We start from the raw sequence: 22,616 nt of genomic DNA on the forward strand, positions 1-22,616 counted from the left end.
CTTCCTGCTTCCTCCCCCGTTCCCCCGCTCTTCGGAGAGGACATCACCGTGCGAAGAACCCGCACTCTCACAGCCGCGCTCGCCCTGGCGGCCGGCCTGCTCGCGGGCACCCCGCCCGCGGTCGCGGCCGCCGACGATCCCGTGACGATCGCCGCCGACACCTACACCTGGAAGAACGCCCGGATCGACGGGGGCGGCTTCGTCCCCGGCATCGTCTTCAACCGCACCGAGAAGAACCTCGCCTACGCCCGTACGGACATCGGCGGCGCCTACCGCTGGCAGGAGTCCACCAAGACGTGGACACCGCTGCTCGACTCGGTGGGCTGGGACGACTGGGGGCACACCGGTGTGGTGAGCCTGGCGTCCGACTCGGTCGATCCCGACAAGGTGTACGCGGCCGTCGGCACCTACACCAACGACTGGGACCCGGGCAAGGGCGCCGTGCTGCGGTCGTCCGACCGCGGGGCGAGCTGGCAGAAGGCCGATCTGCCGTTCAAGCTGGGCGGCAACATGCCCGGCCGCGGCATGGGCGAGCGCCTGGCCGTCGACCCGCACGACAACAGCGTGCTCTACCTCGGCGCCCCCAGCGGCAAGGGCCTGTGGCGCTCCACGGACTCCGGCGCCACCTGGTCGCAGGTCACGAACTTCCCCAACGTCGGCAATTACCAACAGGACCCCAGCGACACCAGCGGCTACGCGTCCGACAACCAGGGCATCGTCTGGGTCACCTTCGACGAGTCGACGGGCACGGGCTCCTCGAAGACCCAGACCATCTACGTCGGGGTCGCCGACAAGGACAACGCCGTCTACCGCTCGACGGACGCGGGTGCCACCTGGTCCCGCGTGGCGGGCCAGCCGACCGGCTACCTCGCCCACAAGGGCGTACTGGACGCCGAGAACGGCTACCTCTATCTCGCCTACAGCGACACGGGCGGCCCGTACGACGGCGGCAAGGGCCAGGTGTGGCGGTACGCCACGGCCACCGGTGAGTGGAAGAACGTCAGCCCGGTCGCGGAGGCCGACACGTACTACGGCTTCAGCGGCCTGACGATCGACCGGCAGAACCCGGGCACGGTCATGGTCACGGGCTACAGTTCCTGGTGGCCGGACACGCAGATCTTCCGCTCGACGGACAGCGGCGGTACGTGGACGAAGGCCTGGGACTACACCTCGTACCCCAACCGCGAGAACCGCTACACCATGGATGTGTCGTCGTCCCCGTGGCTGACCTGGGGCGCGAACCCGTCGCCGCCCGAACAGACCCCGAAGCTCGGGTGGATGACGGAGTCCCTGGAGATCGACCCGTTCAACTCCAACCGCATGATGTACGGAACGGGTGCGACGATCTACGGCACCGAGAACCTCGGCCAGTGGGACAGCGGGAGCAAGTTCACCATCAAGCCGATGGTGGAGGGCCTGGAGGAGACCGCGGTCAACGACATCGCCTCTCCCCCGTCCGGCGCCCCGCTGCTCAGCGCGCTCGGTGACATCGGCGGCTTCCGGCACACGGACCTCACCAAGGTGCCGTCGATGATGTACACCTCGCCGAACTTCACGTCGACCACGAGCCTGGACTTCGCCGAGACGAAGCCCGACGTGGTGGTGCGGGTCGGCAACATCGACTCGGGCGCGCACGTGGCCTTCTCCACGGACAACGGCTCCAACTGGTTCGCGGGTCAGGACCCTTCGGGCGTGACGGGCGGCGGCACGGTCGCGGCGGCGGCCGACGGCAGCCGCTTCGTGTGGAGCCCGGACGGCACGGGCGTGCAGACCACGTCCGGATACGGCTCATCGTGGACCGCCTCGTCGGGCATCCCGGCGGGCGCGATCGTCGAGTCGGACCGGGTGGACCCGAAGAAGTTCTACGGCTTCAAGTCGGGCAAGTTCTACGTCAGTACGGACGGAGGCGTCTCGTTCAGCGAGAAGGCGTCGACTGGTCTCCCGGCTGACGGCAGCGTCCGCTTCAAGGCGGTTCCGGGTGAGGAGGGCGACATCTGGCTGGCCGGCGGTTCGGCCAACGGCACGTACGGTCTGTGGCACTCGACGGACGCGGGAGCCACGTTCACCAAGCTGTCGGGCGTCGAGCAGGCCGACACGATCGGCTTCGGCAAAGCGGCGCCCGACGCCTCGTACCAGACGCTCTACACCAGCGCGAAGATCGGCGGAGTGCGCGGCATCTTCCGGTCCACGGACGCGGGCGAGAGCTGGGTTCGCATCAACGACGACGCCCATCAGTGGGGCTGGACGGGTGCGGCGATCACGGGTGATCCGCGGGTGTACGGGCGGGTGTACGTGTCGACGAACGGCCGGGGCATCATCTACGGCGACACGGCAGACACAGGCGGCGGCGAGACCGACCCCCCTGGCGACGGGGACGGTGACACCGACCCGCCGGCCGAGGGCGCCTGCACCGTGACGTACAAGATCACCAATGAGTGGTCGAGCGGCTTCCAGGCGGACGTCACGGTCACCAACACCGGTGACCAGGCCTGGTCCGGCTGGTCGCTCGGCTGGTCCTTCCCGGACGGCCAGAAGGTCAGCCAGATGTGGAACGCGTCGTACACGCAGGACGGTTCCGCGGTCACGGCGAAGAACGTGGACTGGAACGCGAACGTCGCGCCAGGCGCGTCGGTGGCGTTCGGGTTCACGGGAAGCTCGTCCGGCACGAACGGGAAGCCGACGGCGTTCAAACTCGGAGAGGAGGGGTGCGCGGTCAACTGATGCTCAGCTGAAGTCTCCCCGCACAGACGGATGGCGCGTGCCTGGGCACGCGCCATCCGGTCAACGGGTGCGGCGGATCCTGATGCCGAAGATCGCGAGGCTGCCCGCGATCAGCAGAGCGACGACGAATGCGAGCAGTCCGGTGACCGATGCACCGGTCGGGGGCAGGGTCCCCGATGGACCGCCCGGTGATGTTGTGGCTGGTGGTGTTGTGGCCGGTGGAGTTGTGGGGGCTCTGACGACGGTCAGAGTGGCGGGGTTGGTGGTGACGGTGGTGCCGGCGGCGTTGGTGAACACAGCCCGGAAGCGGCTGCCACTGTCGGCGAGGGTGGCATCGGTCAGGGTGTAGGTGGTGGAAGTGGCACCGGGGATGTCGGTCCAGGGCCCGCCAGCGGCGGCTTGGCGCTGCCACTGCACCGTCGGGGCCGGATCACCGGAGGCGTCAGCGGTGAACGTAGCGTCTTCGCCGGCGCTGACGACCTGATCACTCGGATGTTCCAGGACGACCGGCGGGGTGACGACGGTCAGGGTCGCGGAGTTCGGGGAGTTGAGACCAACGGCAGTGATCCTGTCAGGGCCGCTGACGTACGCACCCGTCGCGTCAGCGGTGACATTCACCGTGACCGTACAGGACACCTCATCGGCGGCCAGATCGCCGCCGCCCAGAGTCACGGACGAGCCGCCCGCCACCGCAGAGACCGTGCCGTCGCCGCACGTCGTCGTCGCATTCGGGGTCGATGCCACGCTCACCCCGGCGGGCAGCCTGTCGGTGAAGGTGAAGTTGTTCTTCGCCGCCAGTTCACTGGTGTTCGTCACCGTCATCGTGAGCGTCGAGATGCCGCCCTCATCGATGGTGGCAGGACTGAACGCGTTGTCCAGTTGGGGAGTCGCATCCAGGATCCGAATGTTGTCGAATGCGTGGTCATTACCGAACCATTGGCCTTGCCCGTTGACCATCTTGATGCCCAACTCGGTACCGGTGAACAGTACAGCACTGTTGCCGGCGAACGACCCGGCCATAATCCCATTTCCTCCGGGGTAGGGCTTGGAGTTGGGGTCGGTGCAGGGATTGATGGGGGTGGTGAAGGTCGGGATGTCCGGACCGCCGCCGGTCAGATAGAACTTCAGCAGCGGCTGGGCCTGTTCGCAGTTCACCACGGCTGCGTCCACTGCGAAGCTGATGTAGCGGTTCGGCGTCGCGATCGGGATCGGCTGCTCGGTCCGGAACTCCACCAAATCGGCACCCGGGTTTACCCAGTTGGTGTAGGCGGTGACCACGTTGTTCGTCGGCGGATTCGTCCCGCCGACCTCCCCCAGCGCACTGGCCATGCTCCTCAGCAGTGCATTCGGGCAGTCAGGCTGATCAGGACTGGTCGGGTTGAGGATGATGCCGTTGCACTGTGCGGGGTCCAGCCACGGCGGGTCGGCTGTGTACGTCTCGTTCAGCGGTGGAGCCCCGACGTAGTTCTCCAGCAGAACTGGGGTCTGGCCGGTGTTTTCGAAGTCCTCGACGAACACCGTGACCGGCGCCTGCGGGACCCCCGGAGTGCCAGGTGCATGGATGGCGTTCACGCCCGCCGACACAACGGGCGCCTGGGCTCGAGCAGTCAGCGGAGCACTCGCAATTGCAAGTGCCACCACGGACACCGATGCAGTGCGCCTGGAAAACTTCACTGCGGGAATTGCCACCACCTCATTTCCAATCACCACAGCACACAGGCACAGCGGACATAGGCAGCCCAAACCGCATATGTGCACCGACAGGCAGGTCGGCCAAATTGCAGCACACGCACCCAGCAATGGGTGACCGGCTGACTCAAGAGTTTCAGCGTTCACCGTGTTGGTCGCCTTGGATTGAACCCTGCGAGTGGAAGTAGATTTCACAAATACGACGAGTGATGTTTCAGGTTTTTGAACGAGTGCAGCTGAACAGGTGTTTCATCGAAATGGATGACCGGCAGAGCCCGGGCACGGTCATGGTCACGTACGGAACGGGCTCGACGATCTACGGCACCGCGAACCTCGGACAGCGGGACAGCGGCAGCAAGTTCACCTGCTTCAACTGGTGTGCGGGACAAGGCCCTTCGGGCGTCACGGGCGGCGGCACGGTCACGGCAGCGGCCGACGGCAGCCGCTTCGTATGGAGCCCGGGTGGCACGGGCATGCACGTCCGGATACGGCTCGTCGTGGACCGCGTCGTCGGGCATACCGGCGGGCGCGACGGTCGAGTCGGCGTTACCGTCCACCTATTTGGCTGTTAAGTCGGTTATGGAAGCTTCACGTTCGGGCAGACGGGCCGCCATCGGCACTGTCGCATCACTGCTCCTCCTCGCCCTCACGGCCCTGGCCGGCTCCACAGCCTCCGCCGGCAGTCAGTCGCCGCCTTCGGCGGACCCCGCGGCGATCCGCGAGTGGAACGCCATCGCGACCGACACCATCAGCGCCAACCTCACCCCCACCCGCCCTTCCGGGCAGGCGGTCATCTGGCACGGGTTCGTCTCGGTCGCCGTCTACAACGCCGTGGTCGGCATCGAGGGCGGCTATGCCCCGTACAAGTGGCAGGTGCGCGGGCCCTCCACCGCATCGCCCGAGGCGGCGGCCGTGACCGCCGCACACCGCGTACTGGTCACCTACTTCCCCACCTCCCAGGCCCCGCTCGACGCCGCCTACGCCGACTCCCTCGCCAGGATCCCCGACGGCACCGCGAAGCGGCAGGGTGTGGCCTTCGGGGAACGCGCCGCCGACCACATCATCGACCTGCGCGAGAACGACAGCAGGTTCGAGCCGGTGGAGTTCACCACTCCGCCCGCGCCCGGCGTGTGGCGGCCCACCCCGCCTGCCCACCTGCCCTTCATCGACACCTGGCTCGGCAGACTGCGCCCGCTGCTGCTCAAATCCCCGTCCCAGTTCCGTCCCGGCGAGCCGCCCGCCCTGTCCTCGGCCCGCTATGCCGACGACGTGAACGAGGTGCGAACCATGGGGGCGAAGACGGGCTCGGCACGCACCGCGCAGCAGACCGAGACCGCTCTGTTCTTCGGGGGCAGTCTGGTGGTGCCGCTCCAAGAGGCGTTCCGGGATTTCAGCGCCCGGCACCAGCTGGGCATCGCCGAGACGGCCCGGCTGTTCGCCGCGGCGAACGCTGCCGCGACCGACGCCGTCATCGCCTCATGGGACGCCAAGCTCCACTACGGATTCTGGCGGCCGATCACCGCCATCCACCTGGCCGACACCGACGGCAATCCCGCAACCGAAGCCGACCCGCAGTGGCAGCCGCTCCTCGTCACGCCGCCCCACCCCGACTACGTCAGCGGTCACACCGCGGTCACCGGCGCCGTGACCAGGACCCTGACCGGCATCCTCGGCACCTCACACCTCGACCTCAACATGTCCTCCGAGGCCACCGGCACAACGCGGCACTACGAATTCGCCGACCAGCTGAACGAGGACATGATCGACGCCCGTGTCTGGGCCGGCATCCACTCCCGCTCAGCGGACATCGCCGGATGCCAAGCCGGCGACCGAATCGGCGTCTATACCGTCACCCACTACTTCCAGCCGCTGCACTCGGCACGCTCGGCTGCGGCACCGGTGCTCAGTCGCTCTTCAGAGGCTTGTCCGGAGCCACATGGTTCGCGATCGACACCAGGAGATCGGTACTGAAATTCTCGGCGGCGTCACTGCCGATCCCCTGGGTCGCGACCGTGGCGATCGCGATCTTCTTGGCGGGGAGATAGGCGACTGTTCCCTGGTAGCCGGCGAATGACGGGTTCTGCAGGAGCCAGGTGTTCTGCACGGCCAGGCCGAGGGCGTAGGAGGTCGTCGCCGTCACCTTGGAGACGGGCGTGATCTGCAGCCTGTGGGACTCGGGCGTCAGCAACGTGCCCTCGCCGAGCGCCGCCACCGACTTCCCCATGTCGTCCAGTGTTGCCGTCATCACCGCTCCCGGTGCCAGCGTCCACGACGGATTCCAGTAGGTGGAGTCCTCGAACACGCCGCGTTCGTTGTCGAAGGCGTGGAGCACCGGAGCGGTGATCTCGGCTGTGGACGGGTTCTCCGTCTGAGTGAGGCCGAGGGGCTTCAGGATGTCGTTCCGCATCACGTCCGCGAGGGGCTTCTTCTCCACCTTCGAGATGATGTCCCCGAGGATCTGCCAGTTCGCGTGCGAGTAGACGAAGCCGGTTCCCGGGGGTTTCTCGAGGGGCTTGGAGACGGAGATCTTCACGAGTTCGTCCGACGTCCACTGCCGGAACGGATTCTTGTAGAGGTCGGCCACGAACTTGCGGTCCCGGACGTAGTCCGAGTATCCGGAGGTGGTCGAGGCCAGCATTTTCAGTGTGATCTCGTCCGCGCGCGGGAGATCGGGGCGCCACCGGGAGATCCTGTCGTCGAGCGCGACCTTTCCCTGATCGACGAGTCTGAGCAGTTCGGTCGTCAGATAGGGAATCGCGACGGCGCCGATCCGGACGTGCATGTCCGTCGAGGCGGGGACGCCCGTCATCGACTCTCCCGAAGCGACGGTCGAGATTCTCTCCCCGTCGACCCATACGCCTGCCATGGCGGCATTGAGCTTGTACTTCTTCAGTGATTCGCCGACCGCGTTCTTCACGAATTCGGCGGTGTCGGCCGGAATACAGGTCTCTCCTCGGGAGATCTGGCCCGACGGACACGTCTGCCGCGCGCTCTCGGCCTCCGCACCGGCGCAGCCTGCCAGCGACGTACCGAGAACCAGCGTCAGGGACGTCAGCATCGCTGTCTCAGGTCTGCGCACGGTGGAGCCCTCCATGCATGCGAAGGCGGGGTTTCCCCCTTCATGTCGTGACGGGGGCCTCTTTCCGGATGCTAGGTGTCGGCGTCGGCCATCGCCCGCCCGAGCCCGCCACCCTGCTGACGACACTCATGCCGACCTGGACGGCGGCGGGACCCGGGCTCCGGCGAGATCACCCGTCACCGGAGGCCGGGCGAGCCGTTGCGGTCAGGACTCCCGCGGCCTGCGTCGTCGCAGGAGAACCCCTGCGACCCCCGCCACGAGGGCGCCCGCGGCCGTGGCCAGGAGGGTGGGGGCATGGTCGTCCGTCCCGCTGTTCGCGAGGGAACCACCGGGGCCTTTGCCCGGAGGGGTCGGCGCGCCGGGAGTCGGCCGTTGGGGGGAGGCAGGCGGCGTCGTGGTCGGCGGAGAGGCGGGAGGCGTCGTGGTCGGCGGGGAGGCGGGAGGCGTACTGGGCGGGGAGCCGGGAGGCGTGCTGGACGGAGAGGCGGGAGGCTTGCTGGACGGAGAGCCGGGAGGCTTGCTGGACGGAGAGCCGGGAGGCGTGCTGGACGGAGAGCCGGGAGGCTTGCTGGACGGAGAGCCGGGAGGCTTGCTGGACGGAGAGCCGGGAGGCTTGCTGGACGGAGAGGCGGGAGGCGTGCTGGGCGGAGAGGCGGGAGGCGACGCGGACTGGGCCTGCACGGCGACGGGACCGTGACGGCTGCCGGCGGCGCTGGTCGCGTCCGTCTGGACCGGCACAGCACTGTCATGGAACGTTTCTTCATTCAATTGTTCGAAACTGTTCTGCCTCCACGCGAGCACGTTGCCCGTGGCTGCCGCCGCGGGCGCCGCCGGGGTCATGCCCGGTGAAACCATCGCCAGCCCGAAGGCCGCCGACACGGCGGCACCAGGCAATGCGGCGGATCTCAGCGAGCGGAACGGCCACCGGAATTCGCACCGATGACGACTTCTGACAGAAAAACGCACTACAGCCCTTCCTGCGAATACGGAAAGACGTCGGATAATCGACGCCTTGCTCAGCGCATTCGGTCTACCAGACCGCAAGCCCATATCCGCCAAATGAACAGCCGACAGGCCCAACCGGATGATCGTCCCGCCGCCATACGGGTCTACGTGCAGGCAGCACGCTCAAGGCGGGTGCGTGCAGAAGTCATGCACGCACCCGCCGCTGTTTCCGCATTCCGTGGGGCGTTATTCCGTAGGGCGTTTACCTGTTACGGCGTGGTGATGGTCGGCCGCGGTGCGGTCGGCATGCCGTTGCCGATGAAGAAGCTCGGGTGCGGCGGCTGGTTGTATGCGGTGTTCTGCCAGGCCAGACCCGTGCGGTACATCGTGTCGTGGAGCAGGGTGGTGATCTTCGTGCTGGTCTCGATCGGCGTGGAGTAGATCCGCAGTGCGGTGTTGTCACTGGTCGGCCAGACGACCTCCTCGCGCCAGTCGCCGAGGATGTCACCGGACAGGGACGGTGTCGCCTTGGTGCCGTTGTTGGAGTGGACGGAGGAGCCGGTCAGCAGACGGGTGTCGGACGACGTGCCGTACTTGTCGATGTGGGTGCCGTCGAGGAGTTCACGGGTGGTGTCGCCGTCCCACCAGGACAGGAAGTTCACGGAGGACGGTTCGCGGCCCTTCGTGGCGCCCGCCTCGTCGCGGATGTACGTGTCGGACGCGGACCACACCTCGGCGCCGTCGTTGCCCGCGTAGATGTCGCCCGCGACACCGCGGCCGTTGTCGCAGCAGGCGTCGAGCTTCCAGCGGACGGATCCGTTGGAGGGATTGATGTAGAGCTCGGCGGGCTGGGAGGTCGACTCGGACACCTTGAAGTACTCCAGGCCCGAGGTCGAGGGGTCCAGGTCCCCCAGGTGCTGGGCGTCGCCGTGCCCGGTCTTCGTCGTCCACAGGCCGTAGCCGTTGTCGTCGACGGCCATCGCGCCGTAGACGATCTCGTCCTTGCCGTCGTTGTCGACGTCGCCGACGGACAGGCTGTGCGAGCCCTGCCCGTCGAAGCCCTTGCCGGTGTTCGTCGAGGAGTTGGTGTCGAAGGTCCAGCGGCGGGTGAAGGCGCCGTTCCGCCAGTCCCAGGCGGCGATCACCGTACGTGTGTAGTAGCCGCGCGCCATGATCAGGGACGGTCGGGAGCCGTCGAGGTAGGCCGTCCCTGCGAGGAAGCGGTCGACGCGGTTGCCGTACGAGTCGCCCCAGGACGACACCGTGCCGCGCGCCGGGACGTAGTCGACGGTGCCCATCGCGGCGCCCGTCTGCCCGTTGAACATGGTCAGGTACTCGGGCCCGGAGAGGATGTAACCGCTGGAGTTGCGGTAGTCGGCTGAGGAACTGCCGATGGTGGTGCCCCGGCCGTCGACCGTGCCGTCGGCCGTCTTCATGGCGACCTCGGCCTTGCCGTCGCCGTCGTAGTCGTACACCTGGAACTGGGTGTAGTGCGCGCCCGAGCGGATATTCCTGCCCAGGTCGATGCGCCACAGGCGGGTCCCGTCCAGCTTGATGCCGTCGATGATCGTGTTGCCGGTGTAGCCGGACTGCGAGTTGTCCTTGGCGTTGGTGGGCTGCCACTTCAGGACGAAGTCCAGGGCGCCGTCACCGTCGAGGTCGCCGATGGAGGCGTCGTTGGCCTCGTAGGTGTAGGCCACGCCGTCCGGTGTCGTGCCGCCGGCCGGGGGCGTGATCGGCACGTCCTTGTAGCCGGAGCGGAACTGGATGGCGTGCACCGAGTCGCCCTGCTCGACGCCGTTCACGATCGCGCGGACCGTGTAGTCGGCCGAGTTGGGCGCGCCGGAGTGGAAGTAGTTCGTGGAGCCGGTGATCGGCGACGAGTTGACCTTCGTACCGGCCCGGTAGACGTTGAACGACACGTTGTCCGGGTCGGTGCCCAGCCAGCGCCAGCTCACGAGGTTGCCGCTGTCGGTGTGGACGCTGACGACGCCGCGGTCCAGCTTCTCGGCCTGCCGGGCCGTCGCCGCCGAAGACGTGCCCGACAGCGCCGTGAGCCCGGCGGCGGCCATCGCACCGGCCACGACGGCCGTCACGAGGACGCGGGCGCGGGTCGCGCGGCGTCTGCGGTGGTGCGGATACGGGTGCGGGTGCTCGTTGTGCACGGTTGCCTCCCGAGGGACGGATGAGTTCCGGTCCCTCAGTTGCCGCTGCACGCAGGCGAGTTGCCGCTTCCGGTGCGGAAATCCCGCGGGGATTCAGGGAGGAGTCCGGGAGGGGATCCCCGGATGGCGGCGGGCCCTCAGGCGTCGCGGCGGAACGCCCGGAGCCGGTAGACCGGTTCCGCGCGCGGCGTGTCCGGGTCCGGCAGGGCCTCGACGCGTTCCGCGAGGGCCTGCCCGCCCGTCGCGTACACCCTGCCGCGCCGGATGTCGTGCGCGAGGCGACGCGGAGTACGGCCCTGACCGTGGCCCCGGAAGCGGGCCTCGCCGCACGGGCGCAGGCCGTGCGAGGCGGCGTACTCGGTGATGCGGGCGGACGCGTCGGCGGCATGTGCCGAGCGGTGCGGTGCGACGAGTGCGTCGATGTCACTGCCCACCTCGTGCGCGGCGTTCTTGTCGACGGTCGTCACGAAGACCCCGCCGGGCCGCAGCACGCGTGCCGCCTGGGCCACCACGGGCGCCGCGTCCGGCAGAAGATGCAGCAGCCAGATGACGGTGACCGCATCGAACGAGCCGTCCGCGAAAGGGAGTCGGCGGCTGTCGCCGAGCACCACGGCGCCGTCCAGACGCCGCGCGGCGACGCTCAGCATGCCGGGTGATATGTCGACACCCGTCGTTCGCAGCCCGGCTCTGGTCAGCCTGCTGGTCACCAGGCCGGTGCCGCACGCCACGTCGAGCAGGGTGCCCGAGGCGGCGGGGACGAGTCCGAGGACGGCCTCGGCAGCGGCCTGCGCCCTGGGTTCGCCTCCGCGCGTACGGTCGTAGACCGCCGCCTCCTCGTCGTAGTCCAGCACCTCGCCCCCCTGTCTCCTCTGTCTCCGCGTCGCTCAGCGGATACCGTGCCCCGCCGCCAGCTCCTCCACCTTGTGCGCCAGCTTGAAGTCGAGTTCGGTGACGGCGCCGCCCACGCTGTGGGTGTTCACGGTGAGGGAGACGGTGTTGTAGCCGAGAGTCAGGTCCGAGTGGTGGTCGAGCGCGTCCTGGACCTGCGCGATGTGCACGACCAGCGCGGTGGCCGCGAAGTGGGAGCCGAGCCGGTACGAGCGGGCGAGGCGGTCGCCGTCGAGCGACCATCCCGGCAGCTCCGCGAGCCGGTCCTCGATGTCCTTCTGCGACAGCGGTTCGACGGCCATGGCCGCGCTCCTTCCGTACGAGTACGACGACGTACGACCACGTGTACCTCGTACCACTACGTGGACGACGTACACGCCTGCTTGCCTGCGGGTGGTCCTCGCCTCAGCCTGCCACAGGGCAGGTGCCCGGTCGCCCCGGCGGAGCCCCGGCGCCTTCCGTGCCCGTGCCTCTCCTGCGGTCGGGCTACTACGGTCGGGGGCATGGGAGCGAGTACGGGAGCCACGGGAGTCGGCGCGTTGCTGCGCGGCTGGCGTGAGCAGCGCGGGGTCAGCCAGCTGGAGCTGGCGCTGCGGGCCGGTTCGTCGGCGCGGCACATCAGTTTTGTGGAGACGGGCCGGTCCCGGCCCAGCGAGGAGCTCATACTGCGCCTGGCCGAGCATCTGGACGTGCCGGTGCGCGAGCGCAACGCGCTTCTGCTGGCGGCCGGTTACGCGCCCAGGTATCCGGAGACCCCGCTGGACGATCCGGCGCTGGGTTCGCTGCGCGAGGGCCTGGAACGGCTGCTGGGGGGATACGAGCCCTATCCGGCGCTCGTGGTCGACGCGACGTACAACGTGGTCGCCGCCAACCTCGGTATCGCGATGCTGCTCGACGGCCTCCCGGACCATCTGCTCACCCCGCCCCTCAACGCCATGCGGCTGACGCTGCACCCCCAGGGCCTGGCGCCGAAGATCCGCAATCTGCGCGAGTGGCGCGGCCATCTGCTGGCCCAGATGGAGCGCCAGATCGCCCTGATGCGTTCGGATGCGCTGCGTGCGCTGTACGAAGAGGTCGCGGCGTATCCGGTGCCCGACATCCCGGACACCGGCACCGAGGGGCCCGCGGATCCGGTGCCGTACTTCGCCCTTCCGCTGCGGATCGAGCACGACGGCCGCGTGCTGTCGTTCGTCTCGTCGATCTCGACGTTCAACACACCGATGGACGTGACCGTCGCCGAGCTGGCCATCGAGACGTTCCTCCCGGCCGACCCGGCGACGGTCAAGTATCTGCAGTCCCTCATGCCCTGAGGCCGGGTACGGCGCTCAGCATCCGCAGCGCCGCGTACTGCAGGCCTGCGAAGCCCGCCACGGTCAGGGCCTGCAACGGGACCCAGACGGCACCTGCGGTGGTCGGCGAGAGCCAGACTGCGAGGGCGATGAGGCTGAGCGCCGTCCAGAGCAGGTTGGCCTCGATCACGGCACGGACGGCGAGGACCGGCGGGCGCCCGCGCCCGGCGATCACCCCGACTGCGGCTCCGAAGACCGCCAGGAACACACCGAGGGCGAGCAGCAGCCCCGCGTCCACCCCGAGCAGCCGCCCGATGGGCCCGGACGCGGCGACGTAGGCGAGGCCGTTGGCGGTGGTCACGACGGCGTCGAGGGCGAGGAAGCGGCGCAGCATGGTCGCGGGTTCGGAGCTACGGGCCAGGACGGCGAGCGGGGACGCGGACGTGGTCGCGGACGACGTGGGCGTGGGCATGGCGGGCATGGCGGACTCAGCCTCCATCGAGGTCGAAAGCGCTGGTCGGGACCTGTACCCCGGGCCGCAGTGCGGCGGCCCGGGGTACAGTGCGACCACCATGCCCTCGGCGTCGGGACCCGGTCGATTACGTGCGAGGTAATGGCGGTGAGGCCCTATTCGGCAGCCCGACCCGTCGACGCCCTGGAGACTCCTCCGCCTCGCCCCGTAGGACACGGTCGCCTCAGGGCGGTCCGCGCGGAGGGCCAGGAGGCGAGGAGCTCGCGTTCGGCGTCGTCGGCCGTGGCGATCGCCTCGCGGTGCGCGGCGTCCAGTACCTCGTCCACGTGCACCCGCCGGTCCTCGGTCGCTGACAGGACCGCGGAGTCAACCATGGCCAGGCTCATGACGTTCTCGTGGATCTCGCCCCGGGGGACGGTGCCGGTGCGCAGCGCGTGTACGAACTCGGCGAGGGCACCCTCGATACTCTCCGCAGCGTCCGGCATTCCGCTGTCCTCGTCCGGCGGTGTGTCATTCGCGTCGATCCGGGGCGGAGTGTCGCCGTCCCAGACGGCGGTGCCGTGCGCGCCGCTCAGGCGCCAGGCGCCGTTCCATGACGTCTCCAGGCCCGGGCTGCACCAGCTGCCGGTGTAGACGTAGCGGACACCGCCGGTCATCTCGAAGACGGCGGTGGCGGCGGCGTCGCCGGCGTACCAGCTCCAGGCGGGGTTGTACCCACGGCAGTAGACGGACACGGGCTCGGCGTCCAGCAGGAACCGCGCGGTGTCGAAAGGGTGTATGGCCATGTCCAGGAGCAGCGGGTGCGCCATGGCGTCGCGGAAGCCGCCGAAGCGCGGCGCCAGGAAGAACTCGGTGGTGAGGATACCGAGGTCGCCCAGCCGGCGGGCCAGTTCCCGAAACCGGAACAGCTGCCGGTTGTAGCGGCGGGACTGGCTGACCATGAACAGCAGGCCCGACCGCTCGGCCGCCGCCGCCAGCCGCAGCGCCTCGGCCACGGAGGCGGCCGCGGGCTTCTCGCCGAGCACGGGCAGGCCGAGGTCGAGTGCCCGGAGAGTGACGGGCAGGTGGGCGGCGGGGCTGGTCACATCGATGACGGCCTCGGCGCCGGTCTCGGCGGCGAGCGCGGCCTGGTCCGTGCCGGTCGGGGTGTCGGGTGCGCCCACCGCGGCGGCGGCGATGCGGGCCGCCTCCGGGTCGAGGTCCACGACTCCGGCCAACTCGGTGTCGGGGGAAGTCTGGACGGCGTGCAGCCAGGCCCGGCCCATCCCCCCGGCGCCCACGACGATCACCCGAAGCGGAGCGCCGGTGGCCGGCAGGGTGCGGAATGCGTGCGCGTTCACGACCGGGGGCCTTCGACCTCGAACCAGCCGGTCTCGCTGTGGGCCAGCCGTGGGGTCCGGCGTTCCGCCGTCGGGGCGGCCCAGGTGACGGCGTTAGCGATGACGCGCCTCACATCGGGGTGGTGGTAGACGGGATAGTCCTGGTCCCCGGGGCTGAAGTAGAAGATCCGCCCGTGGCCCCTGCGGAACGTGCAGCCGCTGCGGAACACCTCGCCGCCCGAGAAGGAGCTGATGAACACCAGCTCGTCGGGGGCGGGGATGTCGAAGAACTCCCCGTACATCTCCTGCTCGTCGATCACGATCGGGTGTGGCACACCGGCTGCGATCGGATGGGCCGGATCGACGGTCCACACCAGCTCGCGGTCCCGTTCGGCGCGCCAGCGCAGGGTGCACGTCGTGCCCATCAGCCGGGTGAAGATCTTCGACCAGTGCCCGGAATGCATCACGATCAGGCCCATCCCGGCCAAGACATGCCGGTGCACGCGGTCCACTACCTCGTCCGACACCTCGTCGTGAGCGATGTGCCCCCACCATGTCAGGACATCCGTGTCGGTGAGCACTTCCTCAGTTAGGCCGTGCTCCGGCTCGTCCAGCGTCGCGGTGCGGACCCGGACTTCGTCACCAAGATTCAGGCGGACGCCCTCGGCGACCGCTCCATGCATGCCCTGCGGATACAACCGCGCGACGTGCGCGTCCCGCTGCTCGTGACGACCCTCACCCCATACGGTGACCCGCAACGGATCGGCGGACATATTGGGCGACATAGAGGCTCCGATCCCACCAGGTACGAAAATTTTTTCGCGACATTCCAGCTCTTCGGGCGGCGAGAGAGAAGCTAGGTGTGGCGGGTTAGCGTGTCAAGGCGCCCAAACCCGAGCGAGCGGAGCAAGTAATTCTTGTCAGGGGGCGCAGCGCCGATCTAGATTATTTGCGAAAATTACCGGGGACAGCAGGGAGCCCATCCATGACCGGTGGCCGGACGTCTCGCCCGACCCTCGCCCAGATCGCCGAAACGGCCGGCGTCTCCGTCTCCACCGTCTCCAAGGTCCTCAACGGCCGCGACGACGTCTCGCAGGACACCCGGGACAAGGTCGACTCAGCCCTGCGTCGGCACCGGTACATCCGCCGGGGGGTCTCCCTCACCGACTGGTCCGCCCGCACCGTCGACCTGGTCCTGGGAGGGCTGGACGGCTCCTGGCCGGCGAGCGTCGCCAGCGGTATGGAGGCGGCGGCGTATGAGGCGGGACTGCACGTGGCGATCTCCCTCGCCCGGGCGCCTGTCGCCACCGGCGGCCAGTACGCCCCGGACTGGGTGGACCGCATCCTGGAGCGCGGCAGCGCGGGAGTGGTGCTGGGCCTGACCGAGCCCACCGACGAGCAGCTCGCCCGGCTCCAGCAGGCTCAGGTCCCCTGCGTGGTCATCGACCCCCTCAGCGACCCGCCCCCTGGTGTGCCGTCCGTCGGCACCACCAACTGGGCCGGGGCCTACGAGGCGACCACCCACCTTCTGGAGCTCGGGCACGAGCGGATCGGCCTGGTGACCGGGCCGCCACGACACCTCTTCGCCCGGGCCCGCATCGCCGGCTACCGCTCGGCCATGGCGGCGGCGGGCATCGACACACCGCCGGAACTGGTGCGTCACGGAACCTACGACCGTGCCAGCGGCAAGCGGCATGTCGAAGCGCTCCTTCGGCTGCCCGTGCCGCCCACGGCCCTGTTCATCTGCTCCGACCACATGGCCATCGGCGGCTACGACGCTCTGGCGGAGGCCGGGCTGCGGGTGCCGCGGGACGTCAGCGTCGTGGGCTTCGACGACCTGCCTGAGGCCCGGTGGGTCACCCCGCCGCTGACGACCGTGCGCCAGCCGCTGAAGGAGATGGGCGGCACCGCTCTGCGGACGCTCGTCCGGCTGATCGGCGGCGAGGAACTGGAAAGCCCCCGGGTCGAGCTGGCCACGTCGCTCGTCGTCCGCGGCAGCACCCGCGACCGTCACTGACTCCGACGTCCTCGGCCCGGGGCGGTGAGCGACTGCGGGTCGCCGACGGTTCGGCAGCGCGGCTCCGGGATTTCGGTGCGTCACGCTCTCAAGGTGCCAGGCGAATCGATCGTCCGGCTCGGCGGTCAGTGGGGCAGACTCTGCGTGACGCGCCACAAGAGGCGAGGCAGCTCGCCTTCCTCGAAGGCATGGACCTCGTCCACGCTCCAGCCGTCGGCGAGGGCGTCGACCAGGTCGTTGGAGAAGAAGTGCACGGCGAAACCACCGTGCTCGTAGATCTCGTCGCCGTGGGCGGTTCCGGTACCGTAGTGGGCGTCGCCGACGTGCCGGACGGTGTAGACGAACACCCCGAGGCGGCCGGCGGCGCTGAAGTCGAGGGCCTGGACGCGGAAGCCTTCCCTGGCGAAGTACAGGGCGTCGCGGCCGTGCCCCGAGCCCAGCTCGAGCACGTCCCTGGCTCTGGCGGCATGGAAGACGCCCGCGCCGTGGACGGCAGGGGCGGAGGGCTGCTCGCCGTATATGCCGGGGTGAACGGTGTACGTGTTCTGCCAGTGCGCTTGCTGGGTCTCAGCCAGGTCCCGCCCGTCTTCCGGGGGCCTGCTCCATGCCCCCTCCCTCCTCGTCTGTGCAGGTCAGCCTAGCCATCGCAGGGCTGCGACCAGGCGGGTGGGTCAGTGCGCGCGAGGCCCATACATGATCACCGCCATCCCGGCGAGGCAGATCAGCGCGCCGATGACGTCGAAGCGGTCGGGGCGGTAGCCGTCGGCGATCATGCCCCAGGCGATCGAGCCGGCGACGAAGATGCCGCCGTACGCGGCCAGGATGCGGCCGAAGTTCGCGTCGTGCTGGAATGTGGCCACCACGCCGTACAGACCGAGGGCGATGACGCCGGCCCCGATCCAGATCCAGCCGCGGTGTTCACGGATGCCCTGCCAGACCAGCCAGGCACCCCCGATCTCGAGGAGTGCGGCGACGGCGAACAGGGCGACGGAGCGAGCGACGAGCACGGTGGCGGGGTCTTTCCGGCAGGCGAACGGGGTCGAGCACCAGCACCGTACCGTTCCTAGGGTTGTTGGCCGGTGTTGGCCAACTCGCCATAAACCCGGCCAGTGACGGTCCGGTGACCCTCCGAACGGTCTTGAGGGTCGAGGAACAGCGCGAGCTGGTCACCTCGGCGCAGTCGGGTCTTGCCGCCCGGGTTGGGCGTGCCCGCTGTCCTGGGTGGGCTCGCGGTCCCGCACGCCTTGGGGTGGGATGCGGCCTGGCCGGTAGCTCTCCGCGCCACCATCCTCTGGTGGTGGGCGGTCACACCTGGCCGACGCCGGATCCCGTGCCCGAGGGCGCGCCTGCCGATGGCCACACCGGCTGCGTGATGCCGGGTGACCGTGGTCTTGGTGGACTGGTACTTCAGGGGCTTGGTCCAGTGCCGGGCGCCCCAGCGGCTGGTGTAGGCAGGTCGGCGGCGATGACGACCATGCCCTGGTGGTGGGCCATGCCGCGCAGGCGTTCGCGGAAACGGGCGGTGGGGATGCCCGCCACGGTGCGGCGGAACGTGTTGCCGCGCCTGCCGCGGCCCATGGTCTCCCGGCCGGTGGCGCGGGCTTCGGCGAAGCCCAGGTCTTCGATCGCAATCCCCGCGCAGCCGTGTTGCCTGGCGAGGGCGATCAGTTGGCTGATCGCGGTGCGCAGACGGCCGTCCCGTGTGGCCGCGGGGCCGCACGGGGCGGTCAGGCGGCGGGTGATGGCGTGGATGGCCCGGCGCAGGCCGGCGCGCTCGTCGTACAGGCAGCGCATCGACAGCTGGTACTGGTCCTCGCTGGCGCGGGTCATCGCCCCGGCCCACCGCGACGAGGACACTGCGGTGAGCTTCTTCTTCCGCGACCCCCGTTGCGTGTCCTTCGCTGTGACCTGGCCGATCCTGACCCGCTCGGCCAGATCGGCCCGCTGTTGGCGGCCCAGGTGCTCGCCCACCAGGCGTAGAACCTTCTCATCGGCCGGCTCCAGGCGCAGCCGGTCCCGGATCCGCGCCCCCGACGGCGCCGCCACGGTGAACGCAGCCGCCAGCACACGCAGTTCACGCCCTCTCCCACGCTTGCGTGCCACCGGCCACTCCCCCTCCCCTGCTCACAGCGAACTCAGCTGCCAGCACCGATCATGCGTTCCCGGTGATCGCACGATCCGAAGAACCAGCCCCATTCACCCGCAGGAGGGACCCGATCGCCAACTGTGACCTACAGCCCAACCAACAGCTGCTCACCCGTACGGACGCAGTGAGCAGGTGGCCGTCCCGCTCCGCCCCTAGGTTTCGAGGCATGGTCCACCAAGGGAGCTCACGGTGACACAGACCACGGGGACCCCCGCCGAACCAGGCGCGGTGCTCCTGCGTACGGGGAAGTTCTTCCGGCGCGGGACTGCGGCGCCTGATCTGCACAGTGTGCAGTTCAAGGGCGGCCGCCAGGGGGACGCCTTCTACCGGGACCGGTGGAGCCACGACAAGGTCGTGAACTCGACGCACGGTGTGAACTGCACGGGTTCGTGCCGCTGGAAGGTGTACGTCAAGGACGGCATCATCACGTGGGAGACCCAGCAGACCGACTATCCGTCGGTGGGCCCCGACCGCCCCGAGTACGAACCGCGCGGCTGCCCCCGGGGCGCCGCGTTCTCCTGGTACACGTACTCGCCGACGCGCGTGCGCTACCCCTACCTCCGGGGCGTGCTCCTCGAGATGTACCGGGAGGCCAAGCAGCGCCTGAAGGACCCGGTGCTGGCGTGGGCGGACATCCAGGGCGACCCGGAGCGCCGGCGCAGGTACCAGCGGGCGCGCGGCAAGGGCGGCATGGTGCGCGCCACCTGGGACGAGGCTGTGGAGATCGTGGCGGCGGCGCACGTCCACACCATCAAGACGTGGGGCCCGGACCGGATCGCGGGGTTCTCGCCGATTCCCGCGATGTCGATGGTGTCGCACGCGGGCGGGGCCCGTTTCATGGGTCTGATCGGCGCGCCGATGCTGTCCTTCTACGACTGGTACGCGGATCTGCCGGTCGCCTCGCCGCAGGTGTTCGGCGACCAGACCGACGTACCGGAGTCGGGTGACTGGTGGGACGCGGCGTATCTGATGATGTGGGGCTCCAACGTGCCCGTCACGCGTACGCCCGACGCGCACTGGATGGCGGAGGCCCGCTATCGCGGCCAGAAGGTCGTGGTGGTCGCCCCGGACTACGCGGACAACGCCAAGTTCGCCGATGAGTGGCTGCATCCGCATCCCGGCACCGACGGGGCGCTCGCGCTGGCCATGGGCCATGTGGTTCTCAAGGAGTTCTTCGTCGACCGTGAGACGCCGTTCTTCGCGGACTATGTGCGGAAGTTCACCGATCTGCCCTTCCTGGTCACGCTCACCGAGCGGGACGGTGCGTACGTGCCGTCGAAGTTCCTGCGGGCCTCCGATCTCGACCAGGCCGGGGAGGGCGCGGAGTGGAAGACGGTCGTCCTGGACGCGGCCACCGGGCATCCCGCCGTGCCGAACGGCTCGCTGGGCTTCCGCTGGACTGACACCGGCAAGGGCCGGTGGAACCTGGATCTGGGCGACATCAGCCCGCGGCTGACCCTGCACGGCACGTACCGCGCGATGCCGGTCGAGGTGCTGCTGCCGCGCTTCGACACGGAGGGCGGGGAGCACGGGCAGGGGCGCGGCGAGGTCATGCGCCGCGGGGTCCCCGCCACACGGATCGGCGGGCCGGGAGGTCTCCTGGTCACCACGGTCTTCGATCTGCTGCTGGCCCAGTACGGGGTGGGGCGGCCGGGTCTTCCGGGTGACTGGCCGTCGTCGTACGAGGACGCGGAGGCGCCCGGCACCCCGGCCTGGCAGGAGGTGCACACCTCCGTGCCCGCGGCCCAGGCCATCAGGATCGCCCGGGAGTTCGCGCGGACCGCGGAGAAGTCGCGGGGCCGCTGCATGATCCTGATGGGTGCCGGAACGAACCACTGGTTCCACTCCGAGACGATCTACCGTGCCTTTCTCGCGCTGCTGCAGCTCACCGGCTGCCAGGGCCGCAACGGCGGCGGCTGGGCGCACTACGTCGGCCAGGAGAAGTGCCGGCCGTTCACCGGCTGGGCCACGCTCGCTGGCGCCCTGGACTGGCAGCGGCCGCCGCGGCAGATGATCGGCGCCGCGTACTGGTTCCTGCACACCGACCAGTGGCGCTACGACAAGTTCGCGGCCGACGTGCATGCGTCCCCGCTGGGCAGGGGCCAGTTCGCGGGCATGACGGGCGTCGACTGCCTGGCGCTGTCCGCGCGCTCCGGGTGGATGCCGTCGTACCCGACCTTCGACCGGAATCCCCTGGACCTCGGGGACGTGTTCGGCGACCCGATCGCGCACGCCGTGGCGCAACTCAGGACCGGGGAGCTGAAGTTCGCGGTCGAGGATCCGGACGCGCCCCAGAACTGGCCGCGCGTACTGACCCTGTGGCGCGCCAATCTGCTCGGCTCGTCGGCGAAGGGCGCCGAGTACTTCACCAAACACCTGCTGGGCACGCACTCGTCGCTGCGGGCCGAGGAGGCCGGAGAGGACGAACGGCCGAGGGATGTGACCTGGCGGGACGAGGCACCCGAGGGCAAGCTCGACCTCCTGCTGTCGCTGGACTTCCGGCAGACCTCGTCCACGCTCCTGTCGGACGTCGTGCTGCCCGCCGCGACCTGGTACGAGAAGCACGACCTGTCGACCACGGACATGCACCCCTACGTGCACGCTTTCTCGCCGGCGGTGGACCCGCCGTGGCAGGCCCGCACCGACTTCGACACCTTCCACGCCCTCGCGCGGAAGCTCAGTGAGCTCGCGGTGGGCCATCTCGGCGTCCGCCGGGACATCGTCGCGACCGCACTGCAGCACGACACACCGGGTGAGACCGCGCAGCCCGGCGGCGTCGTCCTGGACTGGAAGCGTGGCGAGTGCGAGCCCGTGCCGGGCAAGACGCTGCCGAACCTCGCCGTCGTCGAGCGCGACTACACCGCGATCGGCGCCAAGTTCGCGGCGCTGGGCCCGCTGGTGGAGGATCTGGGCCTCCCCGTCAAGGGCATCGCCCTGCGGCCCGACCAGGAGGTGGAGGAGCTCAAGGTCCGCAACGGTGTCGTACGCGGTGGCCCCGCCGACGGGCGCCCGGCGCTGGACACCGCCGTGAAGGCGGCGAACACCATCCTCGCGCTGTCCGGCACGACCAACGGGCGCCTGGCCACGCAGGGTTTCCGCACCCTGGAGGCGCGCACCGGCCAGGAGATGGCGCATCTGGCGGCCGAGCACGAGGGCAAGCGCATCACGTACGCGGACACGCAGGCCGCGCCCGTCCCGGTCATCACCTCACCGGAGTGGTCGGGGAGTGAGTCCGGTGGCCGCCGCTACACCGCGTTCACGCTCAACACCGAGCATCTGAAGCCCTGGCACACCCTCACCGGCCGGCAGCACTTCTTCCTCGACCACGACTGGATCCACGAGCTGGGCGAGGCGCTGCCCGTCTACCGGCCGCCGCTGGACATGAACCGCCTGTTCGGCGAGCCACGGCTGGGGCCCGATGGACAGCGGGAGGTGACGGTCCGTTACCTGACCCCGCACAACAAGTGGTCGATCCACTCCGAGTACCAGGACAACCTGTTCATGCTGTCGCTCTCCCGCGGCGGCCAGAACATCTGGATGTCCCCGCAGGACGCGGACGCGATCGGCGTCCGGGACGACGACTGGATCGAGGCCGTCAACCGCAACGGCGTGGTCGTCGCCCGCGCGGTCGTCTCGCACAAGATGCCGCCGGGCACGGTCTACATGCACCACGCCCAGGAGCGCACCGTGAGCGTCCCGAAGACCGAGACGACCGGTAAACGCGGCGGCATCCACAACTCCCTGACCCGCGTGCTGCTCAAGCCGTCGCATCTCATCGGCGGGTACGCCCAGCTGTCATGGGGCTTCAACTATCTGGGCCCGACGGGCAACCAGCGCGACGAGGTGACGGTCATCCGCCGCCGCTCGCAGGATGTGGAGTACTGAC

18 protein-coding genes are annotated in these 22,616 nt (G+C 69.3%); 7 read left to right on the forward strand and 11 right to left on the reverse strand.

The window, feature by feature from the left end; all coding sequences use genetic code 11:
* The first annotated feature begins 48 nt into the window (after positions 1–48).
* Positions 49–2,721, forward strand: a complete 2,673-nt coding sequence (locus tag ABT009_RS12655) for a cellulose binding domain-containing protein (RefSeq protein WP_351292557.1) — start codon at positions 49–51, stop codon at positions 2,719–2,721.
* A 60-nt stretch (positions 2,722–2,781) separates the two neighbouring features.
* Here ABT009_RS12655 and ABT009_RS12660 read toward each other — a convergent pair whose 3' ends face one another.
* Positions 2,782–4,239, reverse strand: a complete 1,458-nt coding sequence (locus tag ABT009_RS12660; RefSeq protein ID WP_351292559.1) for a DUF7933 domain-containing protein — start codon at positions 4,237–4,239, stop codon at positions 2,782–2,784.
* Between the two features lie 428 nt (positions 4,240–4,667).
* On the opposite strand from ABT009_RS12660, the gene ABT009_RS12665 reads away from it, so the two are divergent.
* A complete protein-coding gene (locus tag ABT009_RS12665) occupies positions 4,668–4,982 on the forward strand; it encodes a hypothetical protein (protein ID WP_351293015.1) in 315 nt (104 codons plus the stop codon).
* 7 nt (positions 4,983–4,989) lie between these two features.
* On the forward strand, positions 4,990–6,381 hold the full coding sequence (locus ABT009_RS12670) for a vanadium-dependent haloperoxidase (RefSeq protein WP_351292962.1): 1,392 nt from the start codon (positions 4,990–4,992) through the stop codon (positions 6,379–6,381).
* On the opposite strand, the gene ABT009_RS12675 is transcribed toward ABT009_RS12670, so the two are convergent.
* Positions 6,314–7,489 (reverse strand): serine hydrolase domain-containing protein, encoded by a 1,176-nt coding sequence (locus ABT009_RS12675; RefSeq protein ID WP_351292561.1) that lies wholly within the window; start codon positions 7,487–7,489, stop codon positions 6,314–6,316. The two genes, ABT009_RS12670 and ABT009_RS12675, sit on opposite strands and share 68 nt — an antisense overlap.
* Positions 7,490–7,883: 394 nt before the next feature.
* Here ABT009_RS12675 and ABT009_RS12680 point away from each other — a divergent pair, with 394 nt between their 5' ends.
* Positions 7,884–8,186, forward strand: a complete 303-nt coding sequence (locus tag ABT009_RS12680; RefSeq protein WP_351292563.1) for a hypothetical protein — start codon at positions 7,884–7,886, stop codon at positions 8,184–8,186.
* A gap of 517 nt (positions 8,187–8,703) precedes the next feature.
* Here the strand turns inward: ABT009_RS12680 and ABT009_RS12685 are convergent.
* From ABT009_RS12685 to ABT009_RS12695, 3 genes are all read right to left on the reverse strand, one after another.
* On the reverse strand, positions 8,704–10,599 hold the full coding sequence (locus ABT009_RS12685; protein ID WP_502989858.1) for a rhamnogalacturonan lyase: 1,896 nt from the start codon (positions 10,597–10,599) through the stop codon (positions 8,704–8,706).
* Between the two features lie 137 nt (positions 10,600–10,736).
* Positions 10,737–11,450: a class I SAM-dependent methyltransferase gene (locus ABT009_RS12690; protein WP_351292565.1), complete on the reverse strand. Its 714-nt coding sequence runs from the start codon at positions 11,448–11,450 to the stop codon at positions 10,737–10,739.
* Positions 11,451–11,483: 33 nt separating this feature from the next.
* Positions 11,484–11,789, reverse strand: coding sequence for a 4a-hydroxytetrahydrobiopterin dehydratase (locus ABT009_RS12695; protein ID WP_067275753.1), 306 nt, complete (start codon positions 11,787–11,789; stop codon positions 11,484–11,486).
* A 201-nt stretch (positions 11,790–11,990) separates the two neighbouring features.
* Between ABT009_RS12695 and ABT009_RS12700 the strand changes: the two genes are divergently transcribed.
* A complete protein-coding gene (locus ABT009_RS12700) occupies positions 11,991–12,797 on the forward strand; it encodes a helix-turn-helix domain-containing protein (protein ID WP_351292567.1) in 807 nt (268 codons plus the stop codon).
* Here the strand turns inward: ABT009_RS12700 and ABT009_RS12705 are convergent.
* From ABT009_RS12705 to ABT009_RS12715, 3 genes are all read right to left on the reverse strand, one after another.
* Complete coding sequence (locus ABT009_RS12705; RefSeq protein ID WP_351292569.1) at positions 12,787–13,257, reverse strand: hypothetical protein; 471 nt, start codon at positions 13,255–13,257, stop codon at positions 12,787–12,789. The genes ABT009_RS12700 and ABT009_RS12705 overlap by 11 nt on opposite strands.
* Before the next feature lie 146 nt (positions 13,258–13,403).
* Positions 13,404–14,588 (reverse strand): Gfo/Idh/MocA family protein, encoded by a 1,185-nt coding sequence (locus ABT009_RS12710; protein ID WP_351292571.1) that lies wholly within the window; start codon positions 14,586–14,588, stop codon positions 13,404–13,406.
* Complete coding sequence (locus tag ABT009_RS12715; RefSeq protein WP_351292573.1) at positions 14,585–15,340, reverse strand: ThuA domain-containing protein; 756 nt, start codon at positions 15,338–15,340, stop codon at positions 14,585–14,587. Before ABT009_RS12715 ends, ABT009_RS12710 begins: the two co-directional genes overlap by 4 nt.
* Before the next feature lie 212 nt (positions 15,341–15,552).
* Between ABT009_RS12715 and ABT009_RS12720 the strand changes: the two genes are divergently transcribed.
* Entirely contained in the window at positions 15,553–16,584 is a 1,032-nt protein-coding gene (locus ABT009_RS12720; RefSeq protein ID WP_351292575.1) for a LacI family DNA-binding transcriptional regulator, read from the forward strand.
* 125 nt (positions 16,585–16,709) lie between these two features.
* On the opposite strand, the gene ABT009_RS12725 is transcribed toward ABT009_RS12720, so the two are convergent.
* The 3 genes from ABT009_RS12725 to ABT009_RS12735 all read right to left on the reverse strand — a co-directional run bounded on the left by ABT009_RS12725 (position 16,710) and on the right by ABT009_RS12735 (position 18,687).
* Positions 16,710–17,033, reverse strand: a complete 324-nt coding sequence (locus tag ABT009_RS12725; protein WP_351292577.1) for a class I SAM-dependent methyltransferase — start codon at positions 17,031–17,033, stop codon at positions 16,710–16,712.
* Positions 17,034–17,255: 222 nt separating this feature from the next.
* Positions 17,256–17,591 (reverse strand): YnfA family protein, encoded by a 336-nt coding sequence (locus ABT009_RS12730; RefSeq protein ID WP_351292579.1) that lies wholly within the window; start codon positions 17,589–17,591, stop codon positions 17,256–17,258.
* A gap of 400 nt (positions 17,592–17,991) precedes the next feature.
* On the reverse strand, positions 17,992–18,687 hold the full coding sequence (locus ABT009_RS12735) for a hypothetical protein (RefSeq protein ID WP_351292581.1): 696 nt from the start codon (positions 18,685–18,687) through the stop codon (positions 17,992–17,994).
* 232 nt (positions 18,688–18,919) lie between these two features.
* On the opposite strand from ABT009_RS12735, the gene ABT009_RS12740 reads away from it, so the two are divergent.
* The gene (locus tag ABT009_RS12740; RefSeq protein WP_351292583.1) at positions 18,920–22,615 is read left to right on the forward strand and encodes a nitrate reductase subunit alpha; all 3,696 of its coding nucleotides are present in this window, start codon (positions 18,920–18,922) and stop codon (positions 22,613–22,615) included.
* Position 22,616 lies beyond the last annotated feature (1 nt).

The organism is Streptomyces sp. NPDC002896 (genome assembly GCF_040295225.1).
Taxonomy (GTDB): domain Bacteria; phylum Actinomycetota; class Actinomycetes; order Streptomycetales; family Streptomycetaceae; genus Streptomyces.

Excerpts from the sequence above, each read along its gene's own strand:
- ABT009_RS12715 (WP_351292573.1), bottom strand. The coding sequence starts at position 15,340 with ATGTCCGCCGATCCGTTGCGGGTCACCGTATGGGGTGAGGGTCGTCAC.
- ABT009_RS12720 (WP_351292575.1), top strand. The coding sequence starts at position 15,553 with ATGACCGGTGGCCGGACGTCTCGCCCGACCCTCGCCCAGATCGCCGAA.
- ABT009_RS12705 (WP_351292569.1), bottom strand. The coding sequence starts at position 13,257 with ATGCCCGCCATGCCCACGCCCACGTCGTCCGCGACCACGTCCGCGTCC.
- ABT009_RS12700 (WP_351292567.1), top strand. The coding sequence starts at position 11,991 with ATGGGAGCGAGTACGGGAGCCACGGGAGTCGGCGCGTTGCTGCGCGGC.
- ABT009_RS12665 (WP_351293015.1), top strand. The coding sequence starts at position 4,668 with ATGGATGACCGGCAGAGCCCGGGCACGGTCATGGTCACGTACGGAACG.
- ABT009_RS12695 (WP_067275753.1), bottom strand. The coding sequence starts at position 11,789 with ATGGCCGTCGAACCGCTGTCGCAGAAGGACATCGAGGACCGGCTCGCG.
- ABT009_RS12670 (WP_351292962.1), top strand. The coding sequence starts at position 4,990 with ATGGAAGCTTCACGTTCGGGCAGACGGGCCGCCATCGGCACTGTCGCA.